This window comes from Saccharothrix sp. DSM 118769, from assembly GCF_052936295.1.
Genome location: NZ_CP193627.1, coordinates 2243590 through 2263064 on the forward strand (window position 1 = coordinate 2243590; position 19475 = coordinate 2263064).

At 72.9% G+C, this 19475-nt stretch carries 19 protein-coding genes; 13 read left to right on the top strand and 6 right to left on the bottom strand.

From position 1 onward, the window contains the following. Positions 1-239 precede the first annotated feature (239 nt). The 5 genes from ACRAKJ_RS10575 to ACRAKJ_RS10595 are packed head-to-tail and all read left to right on the top strand — an operon-like array spanning position 240 to position 5857. Positions 240-1526 carry an extracellular solute-binding protein gene (locus tag ACRAKJ_RS10575; protein ID WP_438923213.1) on the top strand — a complete coding sequence of 429 codons (1287 nt, stop codon included), beginning with the start codon at positions 240-242 and terminating at the stop codon, positions 1524-1526. After that, positions 1526-2530: an ABC transporter permease subunit gene (locus tag ACRAKJ_RS10580; protein WP_438923212.1), complete on the top strand. Its 1005-nt coding sequence runs from the start codon at positions 1526-1528 to the stop codon at positions 2528-2530. The genes ACRAKJ_RS10575 and ACRAKJ_RS10580 overlap by 1 nt, the downstream gene beginning before the upstream one ends. Beyond that, positions 2530-3411 carry an ABC transporter permease subunit gene (locus ACRAKJ_RS10585; protein ID WP_438923211.1) on the top strand — a complete coding sequence of 294 codons (882 nt, stop codon included), beginning with the start codon at positions 2530-2532 and terminating at the stop codon, positions 3409-3411. The genes ACRAKJ_RS10580 and ACRAKJ_RS10585 overlap by 1 nt, the downstream gene beginning before the upstream one ends. An 11-nt stretch (positions 3412-3422) precedes the next feature. Next, positions 3423-4829 carry a GH1 family beta-glucosidase gene (locus ACRAKJ_RS10590; RefSeq protein ID WP_438923227.1) on the top strand — a complete coding sequence of 469 codons (1407 nt, stop codon included), beginning with the start codon at positions 3423-3425 and terminating at the stop codon, positions 4827-4829. Further along, complete coding sequence (locus ACRAKJ_RS10595) at positions 4826-5857, top strand: substrate-binding domain-containing protein (RefSeq protein WP_438923210.1); 1032 nt, start codon at positions 4826-4828, stop codon at positions 5855-5857. Before ACRAKJ_RS10590 ends, ACRAKJ_RS10595 begins: the two co-directional genes overlap by 4 nt. A gap of 510 nt (positions 5858-6367) precedes the next feature. On the opposite strand, the gene ACRAKJ_RS10600 is transcribed toward ACRAKJ_RS10595, so the two are convergent. Together ACRAKJ_RS10600 and ACRAKJ_RS10605 are read right to left on the bottom strand one after the other, a co-directional pair. Further along, positions 6368-6835, bottom strand: a complete 468-nt coding sequence (locus ACRAKJ_RS10600) for a lipopolysaccharide assembly protein LapA domain-containing protein (protein ID WP_438923209.1) — start codon at positions 6833-6835, stop codon at positions 6368-6370. A gap of 37 nt (positions 6836-6872) precedes the next feature. Continuing rightward, a complete protein-coding gene (locus tag ACRAKJ_RS10605; RefSeq protein WP_438923208.1) occupies positions 6873-9617 on the bottom strand; it encodes an nSTAND1 domain-containing NTPase in 2745 nt (914 codons plus the stop codon). A gap of 203 nt (positions 9618-9820) precedes the next feature. On the opposite strand from ACRAKJ_RS10605, the gene ACRAKJ_RS10610 reads away from it, so the two are divergent. After that, complete coding sequence (locus tag ACRAKJ_RS10610) at positions 9821-10339, top strand: AAA family ATPase (RefSeq protein ID WP_438923207.1); 519 nt, start codon at positions 9821-9823, stop codon at positions 10337-10339. On the opposite strand, the gene ACRAKJ_RS10615 is transcribed toward ACRAKJ_RS10610, so the two are convergent. After that, on the bottom strand, positions 10320-11507 hold the full coding sequence (locus ACRAKJ_RS10615; RefSeq protein ID WP_438923206.1) for an ROK family protein: 1188 nt from the start codon (positions 11505-11507) through the stop codon (positions 10320-10322). The two genes, ACRAKJ_RS10610 and ACRAKJ_RS10615, sit on opposite strands and share 20 nt — an antisense overlap. A gap of 62 nt (positions 11508-11569) precedes the next feature. Between ACRAKJ_RS10615 and xylA the strand changes: the two genes are divergently transcribed. Together xylA and ACRAKJ_RS10625 are read left to right on the top strand one after the other, a co-directional pair. Next, on the top strand, positions 11570-12709 hold the full coding sequence (gene xylA / locus ACRAKJ_RS10620; protein ID WP_438923205.1) for a xylose isomerase: 1140 nt from the start codon (positions 11570-11572) through the stop codon (positions 12707-12709). Continuing rightward, positions 12709-14088, top strand: a complete 1380-nt coding sequence (locus ACRAKJ_RS10625) for an FGGY family carbohydrate kinase (protein WP_438923204.1) — start codon at positions 12709-12711, stop codon at positions 14086-14088. The genes xylA and ACRAKJ_RS10625 overlap by 1 nt, the downstream gene beginning before the upstream one ends. Before the next feature lie 106 nt (positions 14089-14194). Here the strand turns inward: ACRAKJ_RS10625 and ACRAKJ_RS10630 are convergent, their stop codons facing one another. Next, entirely contained in the window at positions 14195-14935 is a 741-nt protein-coding gene (locus ACRAKJ_RS10630) for a ZIP family metal transporter (protein ID WP_438923203.1), read from the bottom strand. A 45-nt stretch (positions 14936-14980) separates the two neighbouring features. Here ACRAKJ_RS10630 and ACRAKJ_RS10635 point away from each other — a divergent pair, with 45 nt between their 5' ends. After that, positions 14981-15988, top strand: a complete 1008-nt coding sequence (locus ACRAKJ_RS10635; RefSeq protein WP_438923202.1) for an NAD-dependent epimerase/dehydratase family protein — start codon at positions 14981-14983, stop codon at positions 15986-15988. Positions 15989-16215: 227 nt separating this feature from the next. Here ACRAKJ_RS10635 and ACRAKJ_RS10640 read toward each other — a convergent pair whose 3' ends face one another. Continuing rightward, entirely contained in the window at positions 16216-16494 is a 279-nt protein-coding gene (locus ACRAKJ_RS10640; RefSeq protein WP_438923201.1) for a DUF6480 family protein, read from the bottom strand. A 61-nt stretch (positions 16495-16555) separates the two neighbouring features. Here ACRAKJ_RS10640 and ACRAKJ_RS10645 point away from each other — a divergent pair, with 61 nt between their 5' ends. From ACRAKJ_RS10645 to ACRAKJ_RS10660, 4 genes are read left to right on the top strand one after another with little or no spacing between them, the layout of a single operon-like run. After that, a complete protein-coding gene (locus ACRAKJ_RS10645; protein ID WP_438923200.1) occupies positions 16556-17128 on the top strand; it encodes a nucleotidyltransferase family protein in 573 nt (190 codons plus the stop codon). Next, positions 17128-17382, top strand: a complete 255-nt coding sequence (locus tag ACRAKJ_RS10650) for a BON domain-containing protein (protein ID WP_438923199.1) — start codon at positions 17128-17130, stop codon at positions 17380-17382. Before ACRAKJ_RS10645 ends, ACRAKJ_RS10650 begins: the two co-directional genes overlap by 1 nt. Then, positions 17379-18107: a metallophosphoesterase gene (locus tag ACRAKJ_RS10655; protein WP_438923198.1), complete on the top strand. Its 729-nt coding sequence runs from the start codon at positions 17379-17381 to the stop codon at positions 18105-18107. The genes ACRAKJ_RS10650 and ACRAKJ_RS10655 overlap by 4 nt, the downstream gene beginning before the upstream one ends. A 4-nt stretch (positions 18108-18111) precedes the next feature. Further along, positions 18112-18618, top strand: a complete 507-nt coding sequence (locus tag ACRAKJ_RS10660) for a hypothetical protein (RefSeq protein ID WP_438923197.1) — start codon at positions 18112-18114, stop codon at positions 18616-18618. Positions 18619-18892: 274 nt separating this feature from the next. Here ACRAKJ_RS10660 and ACRAKJ_RS10665 read toward each other — a convergent pair whose 3' ends face one another. Further along, positions 18893-19411 (bottom strand): SRPBCC family protein, encoded by a 519-nt coding sequence (locus ACRAKJ_RS10665; RefSeq protein WP_438923196.1) that lies wholly within the window; start codon positions 19409-19411, stop codon positions 18893-18895. Positions 19412-19475 lie beyond the last annotated feature (64 nt).

The following is a 19475-nucleotide window of genomic DNA, read 5'->3' on the forward strand; positions in this document are numbered from 1 at the left end:
GGCCGGTCGAGACACGCCGGTGCCGTCAGGTGAACGCTGTGTACCCGTATGGTCGACGCACTGTGCCCGAACGGACCACAGTGCGCACCGCTACCAGAATCGGTCCAGCCGCGCAAATGTCGCAAAGTGTGTAACAGCGCGGACACGAGAGCTTGACACGACTTCGTGGCGCGAACCACACTCCTCGAAACCTGGGAGCGCTCCCAGAACGTTCACCGCCGATCACCTGAGGAGTTCTCGTGCGCTACCGCAGAGCGGGCTTGGCCAAGGTCCTCGCCTGCACCGCAGTGCTCGCCGCAGCTGCCACGGCCTGCGGGTCGGGCGGGTCCGGCACCACCGCGGACGGCAAGACGGAGCTGACCGTCGCCACGTTCAACGAGTTCGGCTACGAGGACCTCTTCAAGGAGTACGAGGCCGCCAACCCGAACGTCAAGATCACCCACCGCAAGACCGGCCAGGGCGCGCCGCACCACCAGAACCTGTTCACCAAGCTGGGCGCGGGTTCCGGTCTCGCCGACATCGAGGCCGTGGAGGAGGGCTACCTCAGCCAGGTCATGGCCAAGTCCGGCCAGTTCGAGAACCTGAAGGAGATCGGCCCGGCCGAGGTCCGCGACGACCGCTGGCTGCAGTGGAAGGTCGACGCCGTCACCACCAAGGACGGCAAGCTCATCGGCTACGGCACCGACATCGGCCCGCTGGCCATGTGCTACCGCAAGGACATGCTGGACGCGGCCGGCCTGCCGTCCGACCCCGAGGGCGTCAAGTCCCTGTTCGCGACCTGGGACTCGTACTTCCAGGCCGGCGACACCTACGTGCAGAAGACCGGCAAGCCGTGGTTCGACTCGGCCGCCCAGATCTTCAACCCGATGCACAACCAGGCCAAGACGGGCTACTTCGACCGCGACGACAAGCTCGCGATCGAGACCAACGACGACAAGAAGATCTGGGAGCAGGTCACCGGCGCGGTGTCGCGCGGCCAGTCGGCGAAGCTCGTCGCGTGGAGCAAGGAGTGGCAGACCGGCTTCAAGGAGTCCGCGTTCGCCACGAAGACCTGCCCGTCCTGGATGCTGGGCGTCATCGAGGGCAACGCCGGTCCGGACCACAAGGGCAAGTGGGCCGTCACGGCCGCCTTCCCCGGCGGCGGCGGCAACTGGGGCGGCTCGTACCTGACCATCCCCAAGCAGGGCAAGAGCAAGGCCGAGGCCGTCAAGCTCGCCGCGTGGCTGACCGCGCCCGAGCAGCAGATCAAGGCGTTCGTCGCCAAGGGCACGTTCCCGAGCCAGACCCAGGCCCTGATCTCGCCCGAGCTGCTGAACAAGACCAGCGACTACTTCGGCGGCGAGAAGGTCGGCCTGCTGTTCTCCGAGCAGGCCAACAAGGTCGCCGGCGCCCAGTACAAGGGCCCGCAGGACGGTGAGATCCAGGACAACGTGATCGCGCCGGCCCTCCAGGCCGTGGAGCAGGGCGCCTCCGCCGAGGACGGGTGGAAGCAGGCTGTCGAGGGAGCCAAGAAGGCTGCCAAGTAATGACGACCGAACTCACGGTCACGCGCGGGCGGGGCGCCGAGCCCCGCCCGCCGCGGCGTGCCGACAACGATGACACCCCGCCCGGGAAGCTGAGCCTGCGCCACCGGCTCACCAACCTGGACGTGAAGGTCTCCCCGTACCTCTACATCGCCCCGTTCTTCGTCCTCTTCGCCGTCGTCGGCCTCTTCCCGCTCCTGTACACGGCCTACGTGTCGCTGTTCAAGTGGGAACTGGGTGCCGACGAACAGCCGTTCGTGGGGGTCGAGAACTACACGACGCTGCTCGCGGACTCGCAGTTCTGGAACGCGATGGTCAACACGCTGAGCATCTTCGCGATGTCCACCGTGCCCCAGCTGATCATCGCCGTGATGCTGGCCGTGCTGCTCAACACCGCGCTGCGCGCGCGGACCGCGTGGCGGATGGGCGTGCTGCTGCCCTACGTGGCCAGCCTCGTGGCCCTGACGATCATCTTCGGCGACCTGTTCGGCCCGCAGTACGGCCTGGTCAACGACACGCTGGAGCTGTTCGGCATCGACCGCATCGACTGGCAGTCCGAGCGCTGGTGGAGCCACGCGGCCATCGCCACGATGGTGAACTGGCGCTGGACCGGCTACAACGCCCTCATCGTGCTGGCCGCCATGCAGGCGATCCCGCGCGACGTGTACGAGGCGGCCTGGGTGGACGGCGCGAGCAAGGTGCGCCAGTTCTTCAGCATCACGCTGCCGCTGCTGCGCCCGACGCTGATCTTCGTGGTCGTCACCTCGACCATCGGCGGTCTCCAGATCTTCACCGAGCCCAAGCTGTTCGCCCCCGCGGGCAGCAGCAACGGCGGTGCGACCAACCAGTACCAGACGGTCGTGCTCTACATGTACCAGTCCGGTTTCCAGAGCTTCGACCTCGGTTACGCCTCCGCGATGGCCTGGGTCCTGTTCGTCGTCATCATCGCGATCGCGGGCATCAACTTCCTGCTCACCCGCCGGCTCGCGTCCAGTGGGGAGGCGTGATGACCACCGTCCTCGACCGCCGCGACGCGGTCAAGCCGCGACGGTTCAAGAAGGTGGTGAACCTCGCCGAGCAGCGACCGAGCTTCACCGTCTACGGCATCCTGATCGCGTTCATCCTCGGCTCGGCGTTCCCGTTCTACTGGTCGTTCCTGGTCGCCAGCCACGACGACGCGGAGTTCACCGCGACGCCGAGCCTGCTGCCCGGCGGCCAGTTCTTCTCGAACGCGAGCCGGGTGCTCGACTCGATCCCGTTCTGGAAGGCCCTGGGCAACAGCGTCCTGGTGTCCGGCACGGTGACCCTGTCGGTGGTCGTCCTCTCCACCCTGGCCGGCTTCGCGTTCGCCAAGCTGCGCTTCAAGGGCCGGGGACCGCTGATGGTCTTCGTGGTGGCCACCCTCGCGGTGCCCACGCAGCTCGGCATCATCCCGCTGTACATGGCGATGGCGGAGTTCGGCTGGTCCGGCACCCTCGGCGCGGTCATCGTCCCCAACCTGGTGACCGCGTTCGGCGTGTTCTGGATGCGCCAGTACATCGCCGACGCCGTGCCCGACGAGCTGATCGAGGCGGCCCGCATGGACGGGTGCAGCATGATCCGCACGTTCTGGCACGTGTGCCTTCCCGCCGTCCGCCCGGCGGCGGCCATGCTCGGCGTCTTCACGTTCATGACGTCGTGGAACGACTTCCTCTGGCCGCTGATCGTGCTCAACGCGGAGAACCCGACGATGCAGGTCGCCCTGGAGAAGCTCCAGAGCGGCTACTACGTCGACAACTCGCTCGTGCTCGCCGGGACCACCATGGCCACGGTCCCGGTCTTGATCGTGTTCCTCGTACTCGGTCGGCAGATCGTCGCCGGGATCATGCAGGGTGCTGTGAAGGGGTAGCTGTGGAGTCGATTTCCTTTCCCGAGGGATTCGTGTGGGGCGCCGCGACCGCGGCGTTCCAGATCGAAGGCGCGACCACCGCGGACGGTCGCACCGCGTCCATCTGGGACACGTTCTGCAAGACGCCCGGTGCGGTCGTCGGCGGCGACACCGGTGATCCCGCCGCCGACCACTACAACCGCGTGGACGAGGACGTCCAGCTGATGGTCGACCTCGGCCTCCAGGCGTACCGCTTCTCCACGGCGTGGCCGCGGGTGCGGCCCGACGCCGGCCCCGTCAACCAGGCCGGCCTGGACTTCTACTCGCGCCTGGTGGACAAGCTGCTCGAAGCGGGCATCGCGCCCTGGCTGACCCTGTACCACTGGGACCTGCCGCAGACCCTGGAGGACGCGGGCGGCTGGGCCAACCGCGACACCGCGTACCGCTTCGCGGAGTACGCCGAGTCGGTCGTCGGCGCCCTCGGCGACCGGGTGGTCAACTGGACCACGCTCAACGAGCCGTGGTGCTCGTCGCTGCTCAGCTACGCCGCCGGCGTGCACGCGCCGGGCCGCCAGGAGCCGGAGGCCGCCGTGGCCGCCGTGCACCACCTGCTGCTGGCGCACGGCCTGGCCACCGCGGCCATCCGCGAGCAGGCGCCGAACGCCAAGGTCGGCATCACGCTCAACATGTACCCGATCATCCCGGCGGACCCGGACGACGACGCCGACCTCGACGCCGCCCGCCGCCTCGACGGCCTCCAGAACCGGATCTTCCTCGACCCGCTGTTCAAGGGCGAGTACCCGGCGGACATCGTGGCGGACCTGGAGCCGTACGGCTTCTCGAAGCACATCCGCGAGAACGACCTGGAGATCATCTCCGCGCCGCTGGACCAGCTGGGCGTGAACTACTACGCCGAGCACTTCGTCAGCGGCACCCCGGCGGAGGAGCCGGCGGCACCGGTCCAGACCAACGGCCGTCGCCCGACCGGGTCACCCTGGGTCGGCGCGGAGCACGTCACGTTCCCCAGCCGGGGACTGCCGCGCACCGACATGGACTGGGAGGTCGAGCCCGACGGCCTGTTCAAGGTGCTCAAGCGGGTGCACGAGGACTACCCGAGCATCCCGCTGTACGTGACCGAGAACGGTGCCGCGTACCAGGACTCGATCGAGGACGACGGGTCGATCAACGACCACGAGCGCCGCGACTACATCGACGGCCACCTCCGGGCGGCGCACGCGGCCATCCAGGCGGGTGTGGACCTGCGCGGCTACTTCGCGTGGTCGCTGATGGACAACTTCGAGTGGGCCGAGGGGTACGCCAAGCGGTTCGGGATCGTGCATGTCGACTACGAGACCCAGGTGCGGACGCCTAAGATGAGCGCCATGTGGTACTCGCAGGTTGCCCGCGGCAACGCTCTCGCGGCGACGGTCGCTCCGTGACGGATGCCGTTGACCCACCCAAGGCGCGACGACCCAACACCCGGCTGGAGGAGGTCGCTCGCGCCGCCGGGGTGTCCAAGTCGACCGTCTCCCGGGTGATCAACGGCGAGCCGTACGTGAGCTCGAAGGCGCGCGAGGCCGTCCACCTGGCCATCGGCAAGCTCGGGTACAGCCCGAACCAGGCGGCCCGGACCCTCGCGGGCAGCCGCGCGAACTGCATCGCCGTGGTCGTCTCGGAACAGGGCAGCAGGGTGCTCGCCGACCCGTTCTTCGCGGGCGTGCTCCGCGGTGTGCACGCGGAACTGGCCGGCAAGCGCGTCCAGCTCGTCCTGATGATGAGCAAGGAAGGCGACGAGCAGGACCTGGTGAACTACCTCTGCGGTGGCCACGTGGACGGCGTGCTGGTGCTCAGCCTGCACGGCCAGGACCCGCTGCCCCGCACGCTCGCCGACGCGGGCCTGCCGACCGTCGTCGGCGGCAGGCCCCTCGGCGCGGGCGGGGTGCCCTACGTCGACTCGGACAACTTCAACGGGGCCATGGAAGCGGCCCGCTACCTGGTCTCCCTGGGGCGCAAGCGCATCGCCACGATCGCGGGCACCCGGGACATGGCGGTGGGCATGGACCGCCTGTCGGGCTGGAAGCGCGGCCTGAGCCAGGCCCGGATGGAGACCGACCTGGTCGCCTACGGGGACTTCACCCCGGAGAGCGGCGCGGTCGCCATGGCCGATCTGCTCAAGCGGGACCCGTCGCTCGACGCGGTGTTCGTCGGGGCCGACATCATGGCGCTGGGCGCGCTCCAGACCCTGCACGCCCACGGGAAGAGGGTTCCCGAGGACGTGGCCGTGGTCGGGTTCGACGACCTGATGATCGCCGCCACCGCCGTGCCCGCGCTGACCACGATCCGCCAGGACGTGGAGCAGCTGGGCCGGACGATGACGTGGCGGCTCATGGCGGAGCTGGCGGGGGAGGAGAACCTGCCGCCCTTCCTGCTCCTGCCCACCTCGATCGTGCAGCGCGCCAGCGCGTGAGGACCCCGCGGGACCGGTCGGCGACGTCGTTCGCCGGCCGGTCCCGCGCGCGTTCGGCGGCATCCGCCCGGTGATCGACCGGTCATCGTCCCACCGGGCGGAACATCACTCGGATGGCCCAGCTGTTACCACTTGCTGACCACCGTTCGGCCTGGCTAACGTCCTCCCCACTGCTCTGGGAGCGCTCCCAGAGACCGGTAGCCAGGGGGAGGCGGTTCCTCTCGCCCACCGCCTCCCCCAACCCCCGCGCGAAGGAGCGCAGCACGATGGCAGCCCGACACGCACCACCGACGGCCGAGGCCGCCGCGGACCCCCGGGGTCACCGCCCCGCGGGGCGGGCGCGGACCCCCGGCGGTGGCCGGGCGGCGCCGTCGTGACCACGGGCGACGAGGGCCGCGACGGGACCACCGCCACGGGTGGCCCGGTGGGATTCGGGTTCCAGGCGAGCTGGCAGGGCAGCGGCGTCACCCCCACCGGGTCCACCCCGAGCGGCAGGACCCGTTCCTCCGGTTAGCGGAGCCCTCGTTTGGCCTGGCGGCGCAGCTGCATGATCCGGGCTGCGCCGACCAGGCCCACCAGCACCGCCCCGGCGAGCGCGCCGAACAGCAGGGCCACGCCCAGCGGCAGCGTCCCCGACGCCCCCAGGAAGTGGATCGTGGACTGGGCGGGGTTCTGGAGGATGAACACCAGCAGGAAGACCAGCACGACGAGCGACGCCAGCACCGCCACCCACGTGCCGCTGATCCTGGTCGGCCGGATCTTCCCCGGCGTGGTCGTGCCGGACGGGGGCGTGGTCGTGCCGGGCGGGGTCGTGTCCCGGGTGGTCGTGCCCCCGGTGGTCGTGCCCGGTGCCCCGGGCGGGCCGGCCGGCGGTCGGACGACGGCGTCGCGGGTGTCCCTCGGCGCGGGCACCGCGGGGTCGACCGGGATCGGGGTCGTGGGCAGTGCCTCTGCGCGGTCGTCGCGTGGGGTGGTCACGCCCGGATTATCGGCCCGCCACCCCCCGCCCGCACGGTCACTCACACGGTCGGCGGTAGTCCAGCGCGCCGCTGACCGCCTCGACGTACTGCGACCACTCCTCGCGCGAGACGTGCGCCTCCACCCGCCCGCAGATGGCGGCGACGGCGACGGTGAAGTCGAACTCCCACGACCGGGTCGTCCCGTCGTCGTTCGACGTGACCACCTTCGAGGGGGTGTCGCCGAACGACACGCCGTTGACGCCGGCGGTCCGCCCGCTGATCGACGCCAGCTCCCGCGGCACCGCCGAGTCGGCCACGTCCCACAGCGTCACCCGGTCGTACTCGCCGACCGTCACCAGCGCCGGCGGCCCCTCGGTGCGGAAGGCCAGCGCGCGGACCGCGTCCGGGTGCACCTTCTGCGACAGCCGGCTCCGGGGGTCGCCCGGACTGGTGATGTCCCAGACCCGGAGCACCCCGTTCGCCAGGCCGGCGGCCAGCGTCCCGCGGTCCCGGGACATCGCCACGGCGGTGACGTCCTGGGCGGTGCGCAGCTCGACGACCCGCTGCGGCTGCGCGGGGTCGGCCAGGTCGTAGAGCCGGATGACGCCCGCGTCGTCGTAGGTGATCGCGACGCCGCCGTCCTGGCTGAAGCCCAGGCCGTTCAGCGGTCGGTCGTGCTTCGTCAGGCGCGACTTCTGCCGCGCCCGCTGCCCCGGCGGGGCCGACGGCACCCACTCCCACAGCGCCACCTCGGCCAGCGGGGACGCGGTGATCAGCCGGTCCGCCCCCACCGGGTCGAACGCGATGCGCGCCACCGGGGAGCCGAAGGTGTGCAGGACCTCCGGGTTGATCGCGTCGGTGATGTCCCAGACCTGCGCCACCTGGTCCTCCAGGGTGGTGGCGTACGCCCGCGCGCCGCTGTCCACGACCACCGAGGTGACCACGGCCGTCGGCCCCATCCGGGCGGCCAGCCTGCGGTACTTCCCCTCGGCCGGGACGGGCACCCGGGCGTTCGGCCGCGGCGTGCCGTCGGGGTCGAGGCCCTGGCCGGACGGGAACGCCGAGCGGGTGACCACGTCGGGCGCGCTCGCCGCGTTGGCGCCCAGCACGCCGTTGCGCAGCGCCGCGGTCGGGTTGAGGTGGTACGCGGTGAGGGCGAGCTGGTCGGCCAGGCCCGGCTTGCTGCTGCGCAGCGCCTGCGACTGGTTGGAGACCGACCAGGCGGCCGAGGAGCGCCACCCCTCGTTGGCCTCGTCCTGCGCCCGGATCGCGAAGAACACCGCCGTGCCCGAGCACAGCAGCAGCACGGCCAGCAGCGCCACGAGCTGCCGCAGCCTGCGCGTGCGGCGCTGCGCGAGCAGCCGCTCCCGGTCGCGGGCGGCCAGGCCGGCGGCGAGGAAGGCCCGTTCCTGGGTGCTGGTGCACACGCCGTCGCGCTGCGTCCACTCGACCGCCGTGTCCAGCCGCGTGCCCCGGTACAGCGCGTCCGGGTCGCGGTCCAGGGAGGCCCAGGTGGCGGCGGCCTCGGTGAGCTGCCGCATGGTGCGCAGGCCGTCGCGGTCCTCGGCGAGCCAGCCGCGCAGCCTCGGCCACGAGCGGATCAGCGCCTCGTGCGCGATCTCCACGCCGTCCCGGTCGAGGGTCAGCAGCCGGGCGTGCGCGAGGCGGTCGAGGACCAGGTCCACGTCCGGGCCGGGGTCCAGCTCGGCGCGCGGCAGCCGCCGCTTGGTGTCCTCGGTGCCGTCGCCCAGGGCGGTGAGCCGCAGGAAGACCTGCCGGGCGAGCGCGCGCCGGGGCTTGTCCAGCGAGGTGAACGTGCGCTCGGCGGTCTGCGCGAGGGCGTGCTGCACGCCGCCCGCCGCCTCGTAGCCCGCCAGGGTCAACGTCGTGCCGCGCCGCCGCCGCCACGTCTCCAGCAGGGCGTGCGACATCAGCGGCAGCACGCCCGCCTGCCCGGTGGCGTCCGCGACGAGCCGCGACACCAGGGCGGTCTCCACCGTGCACGACGCCTTCACGGCGGGCTGCATGATCACCTGGCGCAGCTCCTCCGGGCCCATCGGCCCGAGCAGCAGCTGCCCGTCGGTCACCGCCTCCACCAGCTCCGGGTGCTGCGCGCAGTGCCCGTAGAAGTCGGCGCGCACGCCCAGCACCACCGTGCAGTCGGCGGTGAGCAGGGCGTCGATGAACGCGGTGCGCTGCGCGGCGTCCTGGCAGAGCGTGAACACCTCCTCGAACTGGTCCACGATCAGCAGGTCGACGTCGAGGTCCAGCCCGTCCGCCCGCACGCCGGACTGGCCGGGCGTGACGACCGCCGCGCGACCGGTGAAGCGGGGCACGAGGCCGGCGCGCAGCAGCGACGACTTGCCCGCGCCGGACGCGCCGAACACCGCCACGAAGCGGCGCCGCGTGAGGCGCTTCTCCAGGTCGTCGAGCACGAGGTCGCGGCCGAAGAACCACTCGGCGTCCTCGGTGCCGTAGGCGGCGAGCCCCGCGTAGGGCGGGTGGCCCTCGTCGGGGCCGGGCTCGGCGGTGGGCAGCACGTCGGCGGCGACCCGCCGCCAGCGCTCCTCCCACGCGGCGGCGTCGCCGTCGCAGGCCCGCACGTAGGCCAGCGTCACGGCGAGGGTGGGCAGCTTGCGCCCGCCCGCCGCGTCGGACAGCGTCGTCGCGGAGTAGTGGGCGCGTGCGCCCAGCTGCCGGTAGCTCAGGCCACCGGCGCGGTCGCGCAGCGCGCGCAGGTCCGCGGCGAACGCGAGCAGCGGGCTGTCACCGGCGTCCAGCGGTCGCTCTCCACGCGGCACGGGTCACCCCCTGACCAGTATCCCCGATCCTCGGCGGCGTCCGGGGCGCGGTCCAGGCTCCCAGAACCGCCGGGGCGGTGGGTCCGCTTCGGAGCGTGCATCCGGGTGAACGCACCGCCCCCCGGTGCTGCTCCGTGTCGGCCCGTGTTCACGGTGTGACGGAAGTGGGTGGCCACCCCGATCCCGGCGGTTACCCTCGGGTCGTGACCACCCCCGCCGCGCCCCGCCTGGTCGTGCTCAACGGGCCGCCGGGGTGCGGCAAGTCCACCCTCGCCCGCCGCTGGACCGCCGACCGGCCGGGCGCCCTGGCGCTGGACGTGGACGTGGTCCGGGACCTGATCAGCGGCGACCCCGCCGAGGCCGGCCCGCCGGCCCGGGACATCGCGGTCGCCGCCGCCCGCACCCACCTGCGCTCCGGGCGCGACGTGGTGGTGCCGCAGTTCCTGGGGCGGGTGGAGTTCCTGGAGCGGCTGGAGGCGCTGGCGGGCGAGGTGGGCGCGTCGTTCCACGAGGTCGTGCTGTTCGTCGCGAAGGACGACGCCCTGCGCCGGTTCGCCGCGCGCGGCACCGTCCGCGAGGACCCGGAGGTGCTCGCGCGGTACCACGACCGGCTGGTGGAGGTGGTCGCCGCCCGCCGGCCCGTCGTGGTCGAGCCGGTGGAGGGCGACGTGGAGGGGACCTACCGGGCGCTGCTCGCGGCGCTCACGCCAGCACGGCCGTGACGTAGGGGTCCGGGTCGGCCAGGATCGCCCGCACCGCGCTGCCCGCCGCGCCCCGCACCGCCGCCTCCGCGCCCAGCGACGACGCGACCACCCGCACCGGGGACCACTCGGCGCTGACCACCCGCCGGTCCAGCTCGGCGCGCAGCGGCTCGCGCAGCCACGGCTCCAGCCGCGCGTAGGTGCCGCCGAGCACGACGGTCGGCAGGTCGAGCAGGTTCACCGTGCCCGCGAGCGCCACGCCCAGCCACTTCGCCGCGGTCCGCACGGCCGAGGTCGCCGCCCGGTCGCCCGCGGCGAGCGCCGCCAGCAGCTCCTCCACGCCCGCGACGCCCGCCGCGCGCAGGACCGGGTCCTGCCCGGCCAGGCGCTCCAGGCAGCCGCGCGAGCCGCACCCGCACTCGGGGCCGCGCGGGTCGACCGACAGGTGCCCCAGCTCGCCGCCGAACCCGGACACGCCCTCGAACAGCCCGCCGCCGACCACGATGCCCGCGCCGATGCCGATCTCGCCGGAGATGTGCACGAAGTCGTTCGCCACGTCGCCGTGCCACAGCTCGGCGAGCGCGGCCAGGTTCGCCTCGTTGGCCACGAGCACCGGCACGTCCAGGGCGACCCGCCTGGTCAGCTCGCCGCGCACGTCCACCTCGCGCCAGCCCAGGTTCGGCGCGACGCGCAGCGTGCCGCCCGCCACCTCGACCAGGCCGGGCACGGCCACGCCGACGCCGCCGACCGGCACGTCCTCCGCCAGCGCGGTGCGCACCGCGCTGGCGACCTTGGCCAGCACCCGGGCGGGGGAGGAGTCGCGGTTGTCGCTGGCCCGCAGCCAGCGGGCGCGCACCCGGCCGGTGAGGTCGACCAGGCAGGTGGCGAGGTAGTCGACGCCGATCTCGACGCCCAGGCCGTGCGGCCCGGTGGGGGACAGGTGCAGGGCGGTGCCGCGCCGGCCGGGTCCGGTCCTGGCCTGCGCCTCGCCCTCGGCCACCAGGTCCGCGCCGATCATCCGGTCGACGAGGCTCGACACGGTGGCCTTGGTCAGGCCGGTGCGCGCGGCCACGGCGGCGCGGGAGGAGCCGGGCGCGTCCGCGATGGCGTCGAGCACCAGGGCGGAGTTGTGCCGGCGCACGGTGTGCTGGCTCGCCGGCTGCGGTCTGGGCACTGGCGGTCTGGACACCACTGGATACTAGCCGGGAAGTGGGTTAAGTTTAGGCATCAAACTTATTTGGAGGTGTCCTCGTGTCGGACAAGTTCAGCTTCGGTCTCTGGACGGTCGGCTGGCAGGGGCGTGACCCCTTCGGCCTCGCGAGCCGCCCCGTGCTCGACGCGCCGGTGGCCGTGCGCAAGCTCGCGGAGCTGGGCGCGTGGGGCATCACGTTCCACGACAACGACCTGGTCCCGTTCGGCGCCGACGCGGCCGAGCGCGACAAGCGCGTCTCCGCGTTCCGGGCGGCCCTGGACGAGACCGGCCTGGTCGTGCCGATGGTGACCACCGACCTGTTCACCCACCCGGTGTTCAAGGACGGCGGCTTCACCAGCAACGACCGCAACGTCCGCCGGTTCGCGCTGCGCAAGGTGCTGCGCAACCTGGAGCTCGCCCACGAGCTCGGCGCGGAGACCATCGTGCTGTGGGGTGGCCGCGAGGGCTCCGAGGTCGACGCGGGCAAGGACGTGCGCGCCGCCCTCGACCGCTACCGCGAGGCGCTCGACACCATCGCCGCCTACTCCGAGGAGCAGGGCTACGGGCTCAAGTTCGCCCTGGAGCCCAAGCCCAACGAGCCCCGCGGCGACATCCTGCTGCCCACCATCGGCCACGCCATCGCGTTCATCAACGAGCTCGAGCACCACGAGCTGTTCGGCGTGAACCCCGAGGTCGGCCACGAGCAGATGGCGGGCCTGAACTTCGTCCACGGCATCGCGCAGGCGCTGTGGCAGGGCAAGCTGTTCCACATCGACCTCAACGGACAGAAGGGCCCGCGCTACGACCAGGACTTCGTGTTCGGGCACGGCGACCTGCTGTCCGCGTTCTTCCTCGTCGACCTGCTGGAGACCGGCGGCTACGAGGGCCCGCGGCACTTCGACTACAAGCCGCTGCGCACCGAGGACCTCGACGGCGTGTGGGACTCGGCCGCCGCCAACATGCGCACCTACAAGATCCTGCGCGAGCGGGCCGCGGCGTTCCGCGCCGACCCCGAGGTGCAGGAGGCGCTCAAGTACAGCGGCGTCTACGAGCTGGCCGAGCCGACCCTCGCCGAGGGCGAGTCGGTCGCCGACTTCATCAAGGCCGACGACGTCGACCCGGAGGCCGCCGCCCAGCGCGGGTTCGGCTTCGTGAAGCTCAGCCAGCTCGCGCTCGAACACCTGCTGGGCGCGCGCTGATGGCGCTCGTCGCGGGCGTCGACTCGTCCACCCAGTCGTGCAAGGTGGTGGTGCGGGACGCCGACACCGGCGCCCTCGTGCGCGAGGGGCGGGCGGCGCACCCGGCGGGCACCGAAGTGCACCCGCACGCGTGGTGGGACGCGCTCCAGGCGGCCATCGCGCAGGCGGGCGGCCTCGACGACGTCGAGGCGGTGTCGGTCGCCGCGCAGCAGCACGGCATGGTCGTGCTCGACGCGGCCGGCGAGGTCGTCCGCCCGGCGCTGCTGTGGAACGACACCCGGTCCGCGGGCGCGGCGGTCGACCTGACCGCCGAGCTGGGCGGCCCGGCCGAGTGGGCGAAGGCCGTCGGCAGCGTGCCGGTGGCCTCGCTGACCGTCACCAAGCTGCGCTGGCTCGCGTCGAACGAGCCGGCGGCCGCCGCCCGCGTGGCGGCGGTCTGCCTGCCGCACGACTGGCTGACGTGGAAGCTCTCGGGGCAGTCCTCGCTGGACGCGCTGACCACGGACCGCAGCGACGCCAGCGGCACCGGCTACTGGTCACCGTCCACTGAGGACTACCGTCTGGACCTGCTGGAACTGGGTCTCGGGCGCGTGGTCTCGGTGCCGCGCGTGCTGGGCCCGGCCGAGCTGACCGCCGGCCGGTTCGGCGCGGGCGCGGGCGACAACGCGGCGGCGGCCCTCGGCGTGCAGGCCCGGCCCGGTGACGTGGTGGTGTCCATCGGCACGTCCGGCACCGCGTTCGCGCGGTCGTCCACGCCGATCGTCGACGGCACCGGCACGGTCAACGGGTTCGCCGACGCCGAGGGCGGCCACCTGCCGCTGGTGTGCACGCTCAACGCCTCGCGGGTGCTCGACGCGACGGCCCGGGTGCTCGGCGTGGGCCTGGACGAGCTGTCCGCGCTCGCGCTGTCCGCGCCCGCCGGGGCGGACGGCCTCGCGTTCGTCCCCTACCTGGAGGGGGAGCGGACGCCGAACAAGCCCGACTCCACCGGCGCGCTGCACGGCCTGCGGCTCGACACCATGACCCCGGCCCACCTGGCCAGGGCCGCGGTCGAGGGCCTCGTGTGCAGCCTCGCCGACGCCGTCGACGCCCTCGTGGCGCTGGGCACCCCCGTCGAACGGGTGCTGCTCATCGGCGGCGGGGCGCGGTCGGTCGCCGTGCAGCGGGTGGCGGCGGCCGTGTTCGGGTGCCCGGTCGTCGTGCCGTCGCCGAGCGAGTACGTCGCCGACGGCGCGGCCCGCCAGGCGGCGTGGGCGGCGAGCGGCGCGGCCGGGGCCCCGGTGTGGACGGACCTCGCGGCCACCGCCGTGGAGGCCGACCCGACCCCGCACGTGCGCGAGCGCTACGCGTCCGCGCGGGAGCTCACCGTGGACCGCTGAGGTCCTCCGGTTCCTCGTCGGGGGCACTTCCGCACCTGTCCCGCAGGTGCGGAAGCGCCCCCGACGAGCGCCGTCGCGCCCGACCGCCCCTGGCCCGGTGACCCGCTCAGGCGTGGGACAGGGCGAACGCGCTCAGGAACCCCGCCACGGTCACCAGGCCGATCAGCAGGTGGGCGTCCTCGAACGCCTCCGGGATCATCGTGTCCGCCACCATCGACAGGATGGCGCCGCCGGCGAACGCGGTGATCCCGGCCAACCACGCCGCCGGCGCGTCCGCCGGCAGGCCGTGCCCCAGCATCGACGCCAGGCCGCTGACCAGGGCGATCCCGGTCCACAGGCCGAAGACGTACCGGCGTGACCGGCCCGCCCGGCGCATACCCGCCGCCGAGGACAGGCCCTCCGGCACGTTGGAGACGAACACCGCGGCCACGGTCACCGCGCTCACCCCGCCGCCCGCCAGCAGGCTCACCCCGATCACCACCGACTCGGGGATGCCGTCGAGCAGCGCGCCCACCGCGATGGCCGTGCCCGAGCCCGACCGCTCCGACTCCGACGGCTGCTGGTCGCCCGACCGCTTGCGGTGCCGCGCGCCGCGCCGGGCCAGCAGCACGTTCGCCCCGGTGTAGGTCACCGCGCCCAGCGCGGCCCCCGCCGCCGTCGGCAGCAGACCGCCCTGTCGGTGCGCCTCGTCGATCAGCTCGAACGACACGGCCGACATCAGCACGCCGCTGCCGAACCCCATCACCGCCGCCACCACGCCCCGCGGCACCCGCACCAGGTACCCCACGAGCGCGCCGAGCAGCAGCGCCGACCCCGCCAGCAGACCCCACCCCGCCGCCTCGAACACCCGGCCTCCCGTGTCGCGCCCCGCCCGTGCGGGTACTCGCCGCCCATGAGGATCGTCGTGACCGGCGCCACCGGCAATCTGGGCACCGCCCTGCTCCGCGCGCTCGCGGGCGAAACGGACATCTCGGTGCACGGCGTCTCCCGCCGCCCGCCCCGTGACGAGGACGCCTACCGCGGGGTCGCGTGGACCCCGCTCGACCTCAGCCGCGAGGGCGCGGAGGTGCCGCTGACCGAGGTGCTGCGCGGCGCGGACGCCGTCGTGCACCTCGCCTGGCGCATCCAGCCCGGCCACGACGAGCGCGCCCTGTACCGGGCGAACGTCGCGGGCAGCGACCGGGTGTTCACCGCCGCCGCCGGGGCGGGCGTGCCGCACCTCGTGCACATGTCGTCGGTCGGCGCCTACTCACCGGCCGCCAAGGACCGCGCGGTCGACGAGAGCTGGCCGACGGACGGCGTGCCCACCTCCTACTACAGCCGCCACAAGGCCGCCGTGGAGCACCTCCTCGACCAGGTCGAGCTGGAGCACCCGGCGCTCACCGTGAGCCGGGTCCGCCCCGGCCTGGTCCTCCAGCCCGAGGCCGCCGCCGAGATCAAGCGCTACTTCCTCGGCCTCCTCGTGCCGCACGCCCTGTTCCGCCTCAGGACGCCCGTCCTGCCGCTGCCGCGCGGGATGGTGCTCCAGTTCGCGCACGCCGACGACGTGGCCGACGCCGTGACCAGGGTCCTGCTGGGTCGCCACCCCGGCGCGTTCAACGTCGTCTGCGACCCGGTGATCACCCCGGAGGTGCTGGCCGGCGTCCTGGGCGCGCGGCACGTGCCGATCCCGCCGGCCGCCCTGCGCACCGCCGCCAAGGTGACCTGGAACCTCCGCCTGCAACCCACCTCCCACGGCTGGGTCGACCTGGCCCTCAACGCCCCCGTCCTGGACGCCACCCGCGCCCGCGAGGTCCTCGGCTGGCAACCCCGCCACGACGCCCGCGACGCCCTCCGCCAACTCCTGACCGGCCTGGCCCGCAAAGACGGCCTCCCCGCCAGCCCACCCCTCCGCCCCTGACCCCCGCGAGAGTCCAACCCCCAGACCCCGAGAGTCCAACCCTCAAGACCCGAGAGTCCAACCTCCAGGCCCCCTGAGTTCTGCACTCAGGCCCACGAGCCGCGTGCCCGGACGGTCCTGAACGTAGAACTCAGGGGGCCTGGGCGTTGGACTCTCGGGTCTTGAGCGTTGGACTCTCGGGTCTTGAGCGTTGGACTCTCGGGGCCTGGGCGTTGGACTCTCGGGGGTTAGAAGGTTTTTGACCAGCCCATGATCTCGGCCACGATGAAGGCCAGGACCAGGGCGGTCAGGACGACCACCAGCACCAGGGTGATGACCGGCCCGCGCCGCGACGGCATCGGCTGCGGGTGGGACAGGCCGGACGTCTGGCCGGCGTCGGGCGGCGTCTCGCCCGGGGGCACACCGCCGCCGGGCTCCAGGCCGGGCGTGCGATCGGGCTCGGGGTGGGGCGGCGGCGCGCCGCCCGGGGTGCGCGAGGTGTCGGGGTCGTGCGGTGTGCCGGTCATACCGCCCGGACTACCCCGCGCCACCCGTGTGAACCACCACCACGAGGGGTAGTCCACCCGCATGAGCGGTGTCCAAGACGAGTTGCTGCGGACGTTGACCAAGGTGGCCAAGGCCCTGCGCGCACAGGGCATCCCGTTCGCCCTGACGGGCGGGTGCGCCGTGTACGCGAGGGGAGGGCCCGCGACGGAGCACGACGTGGACATCCTGGTGCGCGAGGAGGACGCCAAGCCGGCCGTGAGCGCGCTGGTGGCGGAGGGGATGCGCGCGGCCACGCCGCCCGAGGACTGGTTGCTCAAGGTGTACGACGGTGACTCGTTGGTGGACCTGCTGTTCCGCCCGAACGAGATCCCGGTCACCGACGAGACCCTGTCCCGGGCGGAGGACCTGGCCGTGGGCTCCGTGTCGCTGCCGGTGATGCCCGCGACCGAGGTGATGATCAGCAAGCTGCTCGTGCTCGACGGGCACCGGTGCGACTTCAGCGAGCTGCTGCCGTTCGCCCGGGCCCTGCGCGAGCAGATCGACTGGCAGAAGGTCCAGTCGGCGACGAAGCACTCGCCGTACGCCGAGGCGTTCCTGGTGCTCGTCGAACGCCTCGACCTGCTGCACACGACGACGTTGACCGGGAGCGCGTGATGACCGCAGAGCCCGAGCAGTACCTGTCCGCCCGGTTGCGCCGGGCGCTGGCCGAGGACCCGCGCACGACGGAGCAGGGCGTGCGGGTCACCGTGCGCGGCGACAACGTGATGCTGTCCGGGACGGTGGCCAGCGCGGACCGCCGCCAGGCCCTGGAGGCGGTGATCCACGACGTCGCCCCGGGGTTGACCGTGCTCGACGACGTGAAGGTCGTGTCGGTCGACGCGCCGGCCGGCCGGGAGGAGCTGCGATGATCCGCATCGCCGCCGTGGGTGACGTGCACCTGGGCGAGGACGCGCGCGGGCGGATGAGGCCCGCGCTGGAGCAGCTGGGCGACTGCGCCGACGTGCTGCTGCTGGCCGGTGACCTGACCCGGCACGGCACCGTCGAGGAGGCGCGGGTGGTGGCCGACGAGTTCGGCGGCCTGCCCGTGCCCGTGGTCGCGGTGCTCGGCAACCACGACTACCACGGCGACAAGCCCGTCGAGATCACGCAGGTGCTGCGCGACGCGGGCCTGCACGTGCTGGAGGGCGAGACGGCGACGTTCCAGGTGGACGGCCACTCGCTCGGCGTCGCCGGGGTCAAGGGCTTCGGCGGCGGGTTCGCCGGCAAGTGCGGCAGCGCGTTCGGCGAACCCGAGATGAAGGCGTTCATCAACCACACGAGCGGCATCGCCGACTCGCTGCGGTCCGCGCTGGGCAGCCTCGACACGGACGTCAAGGTCGCGCTGACGCACTTCGCGCCGGTGCCCGACACGCTGCGCGGCGAGCCGCCGGAGATCTACCCGTTCCTCGGCTCGTACCTGCTGGGCGAGGCGATCGACGCCACCGGCACGGACCTCGCCGTGCACGGGCACGCGCACTTCGGCACCGAGCACGGGATGACGCCGGGCGGCGTGCGCGTGCGGAACGTGGCACAACCCATCCTCCGGCAGGCATACACCGTGTACTGCGTGGAACCCGCCGTGGTGGAGGTGTAGACCCATGGAGGAAACCAGGACCGAAGGCCCGTCCGTGGTGTGGGCGGGTCCCGCCGACGCCCCGGCCGTGGTGGTGCTCGACCCGTCCGGCGTGGGCATCCACGGCGACCTGCCCGCCACGTGGCGGCCGTTGACCGAGTACCTCCAGGTGATGTGGTGCAGGCTGCCCGCGTCCGCCGAGGGCGAGGTGGACGAGGTGCTGCGCGAGTTCGAGGGCCGCGACGTGCCGGTGCACCTCGTGGCGGGCGCGGCGGCCGGCGCGGACGTGGGGGAGCTGGTGAAGCGGCACGAGGGCTTCATCAGCTCGGTGCAGACCTTCGCCGCCCCAGTGCCGCTCGGGCACCCGGAGGTCGTGCTGGAGGTGCTGCGCGAGCTGCTCGACCACGGCATCGAGCCGGTCGGGACCCCGGCTACCGGCGACGCGCAGGCGCCGCCCTCGCTGCTCGGTGACGCAGCGTCGGCACTGCGTCAGTCGGTCCGGTCGCTGTTCACCCGGTTGTCTGACAACTGATCGCGTGACATCGGATAGCTGATCGTGTGACGTCGTAGGGCCCGCGGACCACTCACGGTTCGCGGGCCCTACGACGTTCACGGTTCGCGGGCCCTCGGCGTGTACGCCCCGAAGCGGGAACGTGCAGAGCGGGAACGTGCAGACGCGACGAAGCCCCGCGGACGTGGTGTCCGCGGGGCCTCGAACGTCGGTCAGCGCACTTCGAGCGGTGGCCTCGGCGACGGGATCGGGGGAGAAGACCCGCCCCTCCGCTGCGGCGGGACCGCTCTGCCGCTCATCGCAGCGGGTCGCCGGGGCGGCCGCCGTCGGGGAGGTCGTGGCGCGTCTCCCCGGCCTGCGGCGGGCGCGCGACGTCACCTCGCCACGCACCGGTCTCGGAGCCGCGGCCCTCGATGAACTCCTTGAAGCGGCCCAGGTCGCCGGTCACGCGGTGCTCCACCACGCCCAGCGCGGAGCCGGCCTTCTCGACCAGCGTCTGGGGGTCGTACTCCATCTGCACGTGGACCCGGGTGTGCCGGTCGTCGATGCGGTGGAAGGTCACCACGCCGCCCTGCGGCGGGCCGTCCACGGTGTGCCACGCGACCCGCTCGTCCGGGTGCTGCTCGGTGATCTCCGCGTCGAACTCACGGGTGACACCACCGATCTTGGTCACCCAGTGGGTGCGGGTGGGCGTCACCTGGGTGATGCTCTCGACACCCTCCATGAACCGCGGGAACGACTCGAACTGCGTCCACTGGTTGTAGGCGGTCGTGACCGGGACCTCGACGTCCACGGACTTCTCGATCGTCGTCACTGTGCTTGCACCCTCTCGTAGGTGAAACGAGTTCGAGCACTGGTTACCCCCGCGCGGGCTTCTC

Coding starts and splice junctions, on each gene's coding strand:
- ACRAKJ_RS10580 (WP_438923212.1), top strand. CDS start 1,526: ATGACGACCGAACTCACGGTCACGCGCGGGCGGGGCGCCGAGCCCCGC.
- ACRAKJ_RS10585 (WP_438923211.1), top strand. CDS start 2,530: ATGACCACCGTCCTCGACCGCCGCGACGCGGTCAAGCCGCGACGGTTC.
- ACRAKJ_RS10625 (WP_438923204.1), top strand. CDS start 12,709: ATGGCGCTCGTCGCGGGCGTCGACTCGTCCACCCAGTCGTGCAAGGTG.
- ACRAKJ_RS10635 (WP_438923202.1), top strand. CDS start 14,981: ATGAGGATCGTCGTGACCGGCGCCACCGGCAATCTGGGCACCGCCCTG.
- ACRAKJ_RS10640 (WP_438923201.1), bottom strand. CDS start 16,494: ATGACCGGCACACCGCACGACCCCGACACCTCGCGCACCCCGGGCGGC.
- ACRAKJ_RS10645 (WP_438923200.1), top strand. CDS start 16,556: ATGAGCGGTGTCCAAGACGAGTTGCTGCGGACGTTGACCAAGGTGGCC.
- ACRAKJ_RS10650 (WP_438923199.1), top strand. CDS start 17,128: ATGACCGCAGAGCCCGAGCAGTACCTGTCCGCCCGGTTGCGCCGGGCG.
- ACRAKJ_RS10655 (WP_438923198.1), top strand. CDS start 17,379: ATGATCCGCATCGCCGCCGTGGGTGACGTGCACCTGGGCGAGGACGCG.
- ACRAKJ_RS10660 (WP_438923197.1), top strand. CDS start 18,112: ATGGAGGAAACCAGGACCGAAGGCCCGTCCGTGGTGTGGGCGGGTCCC.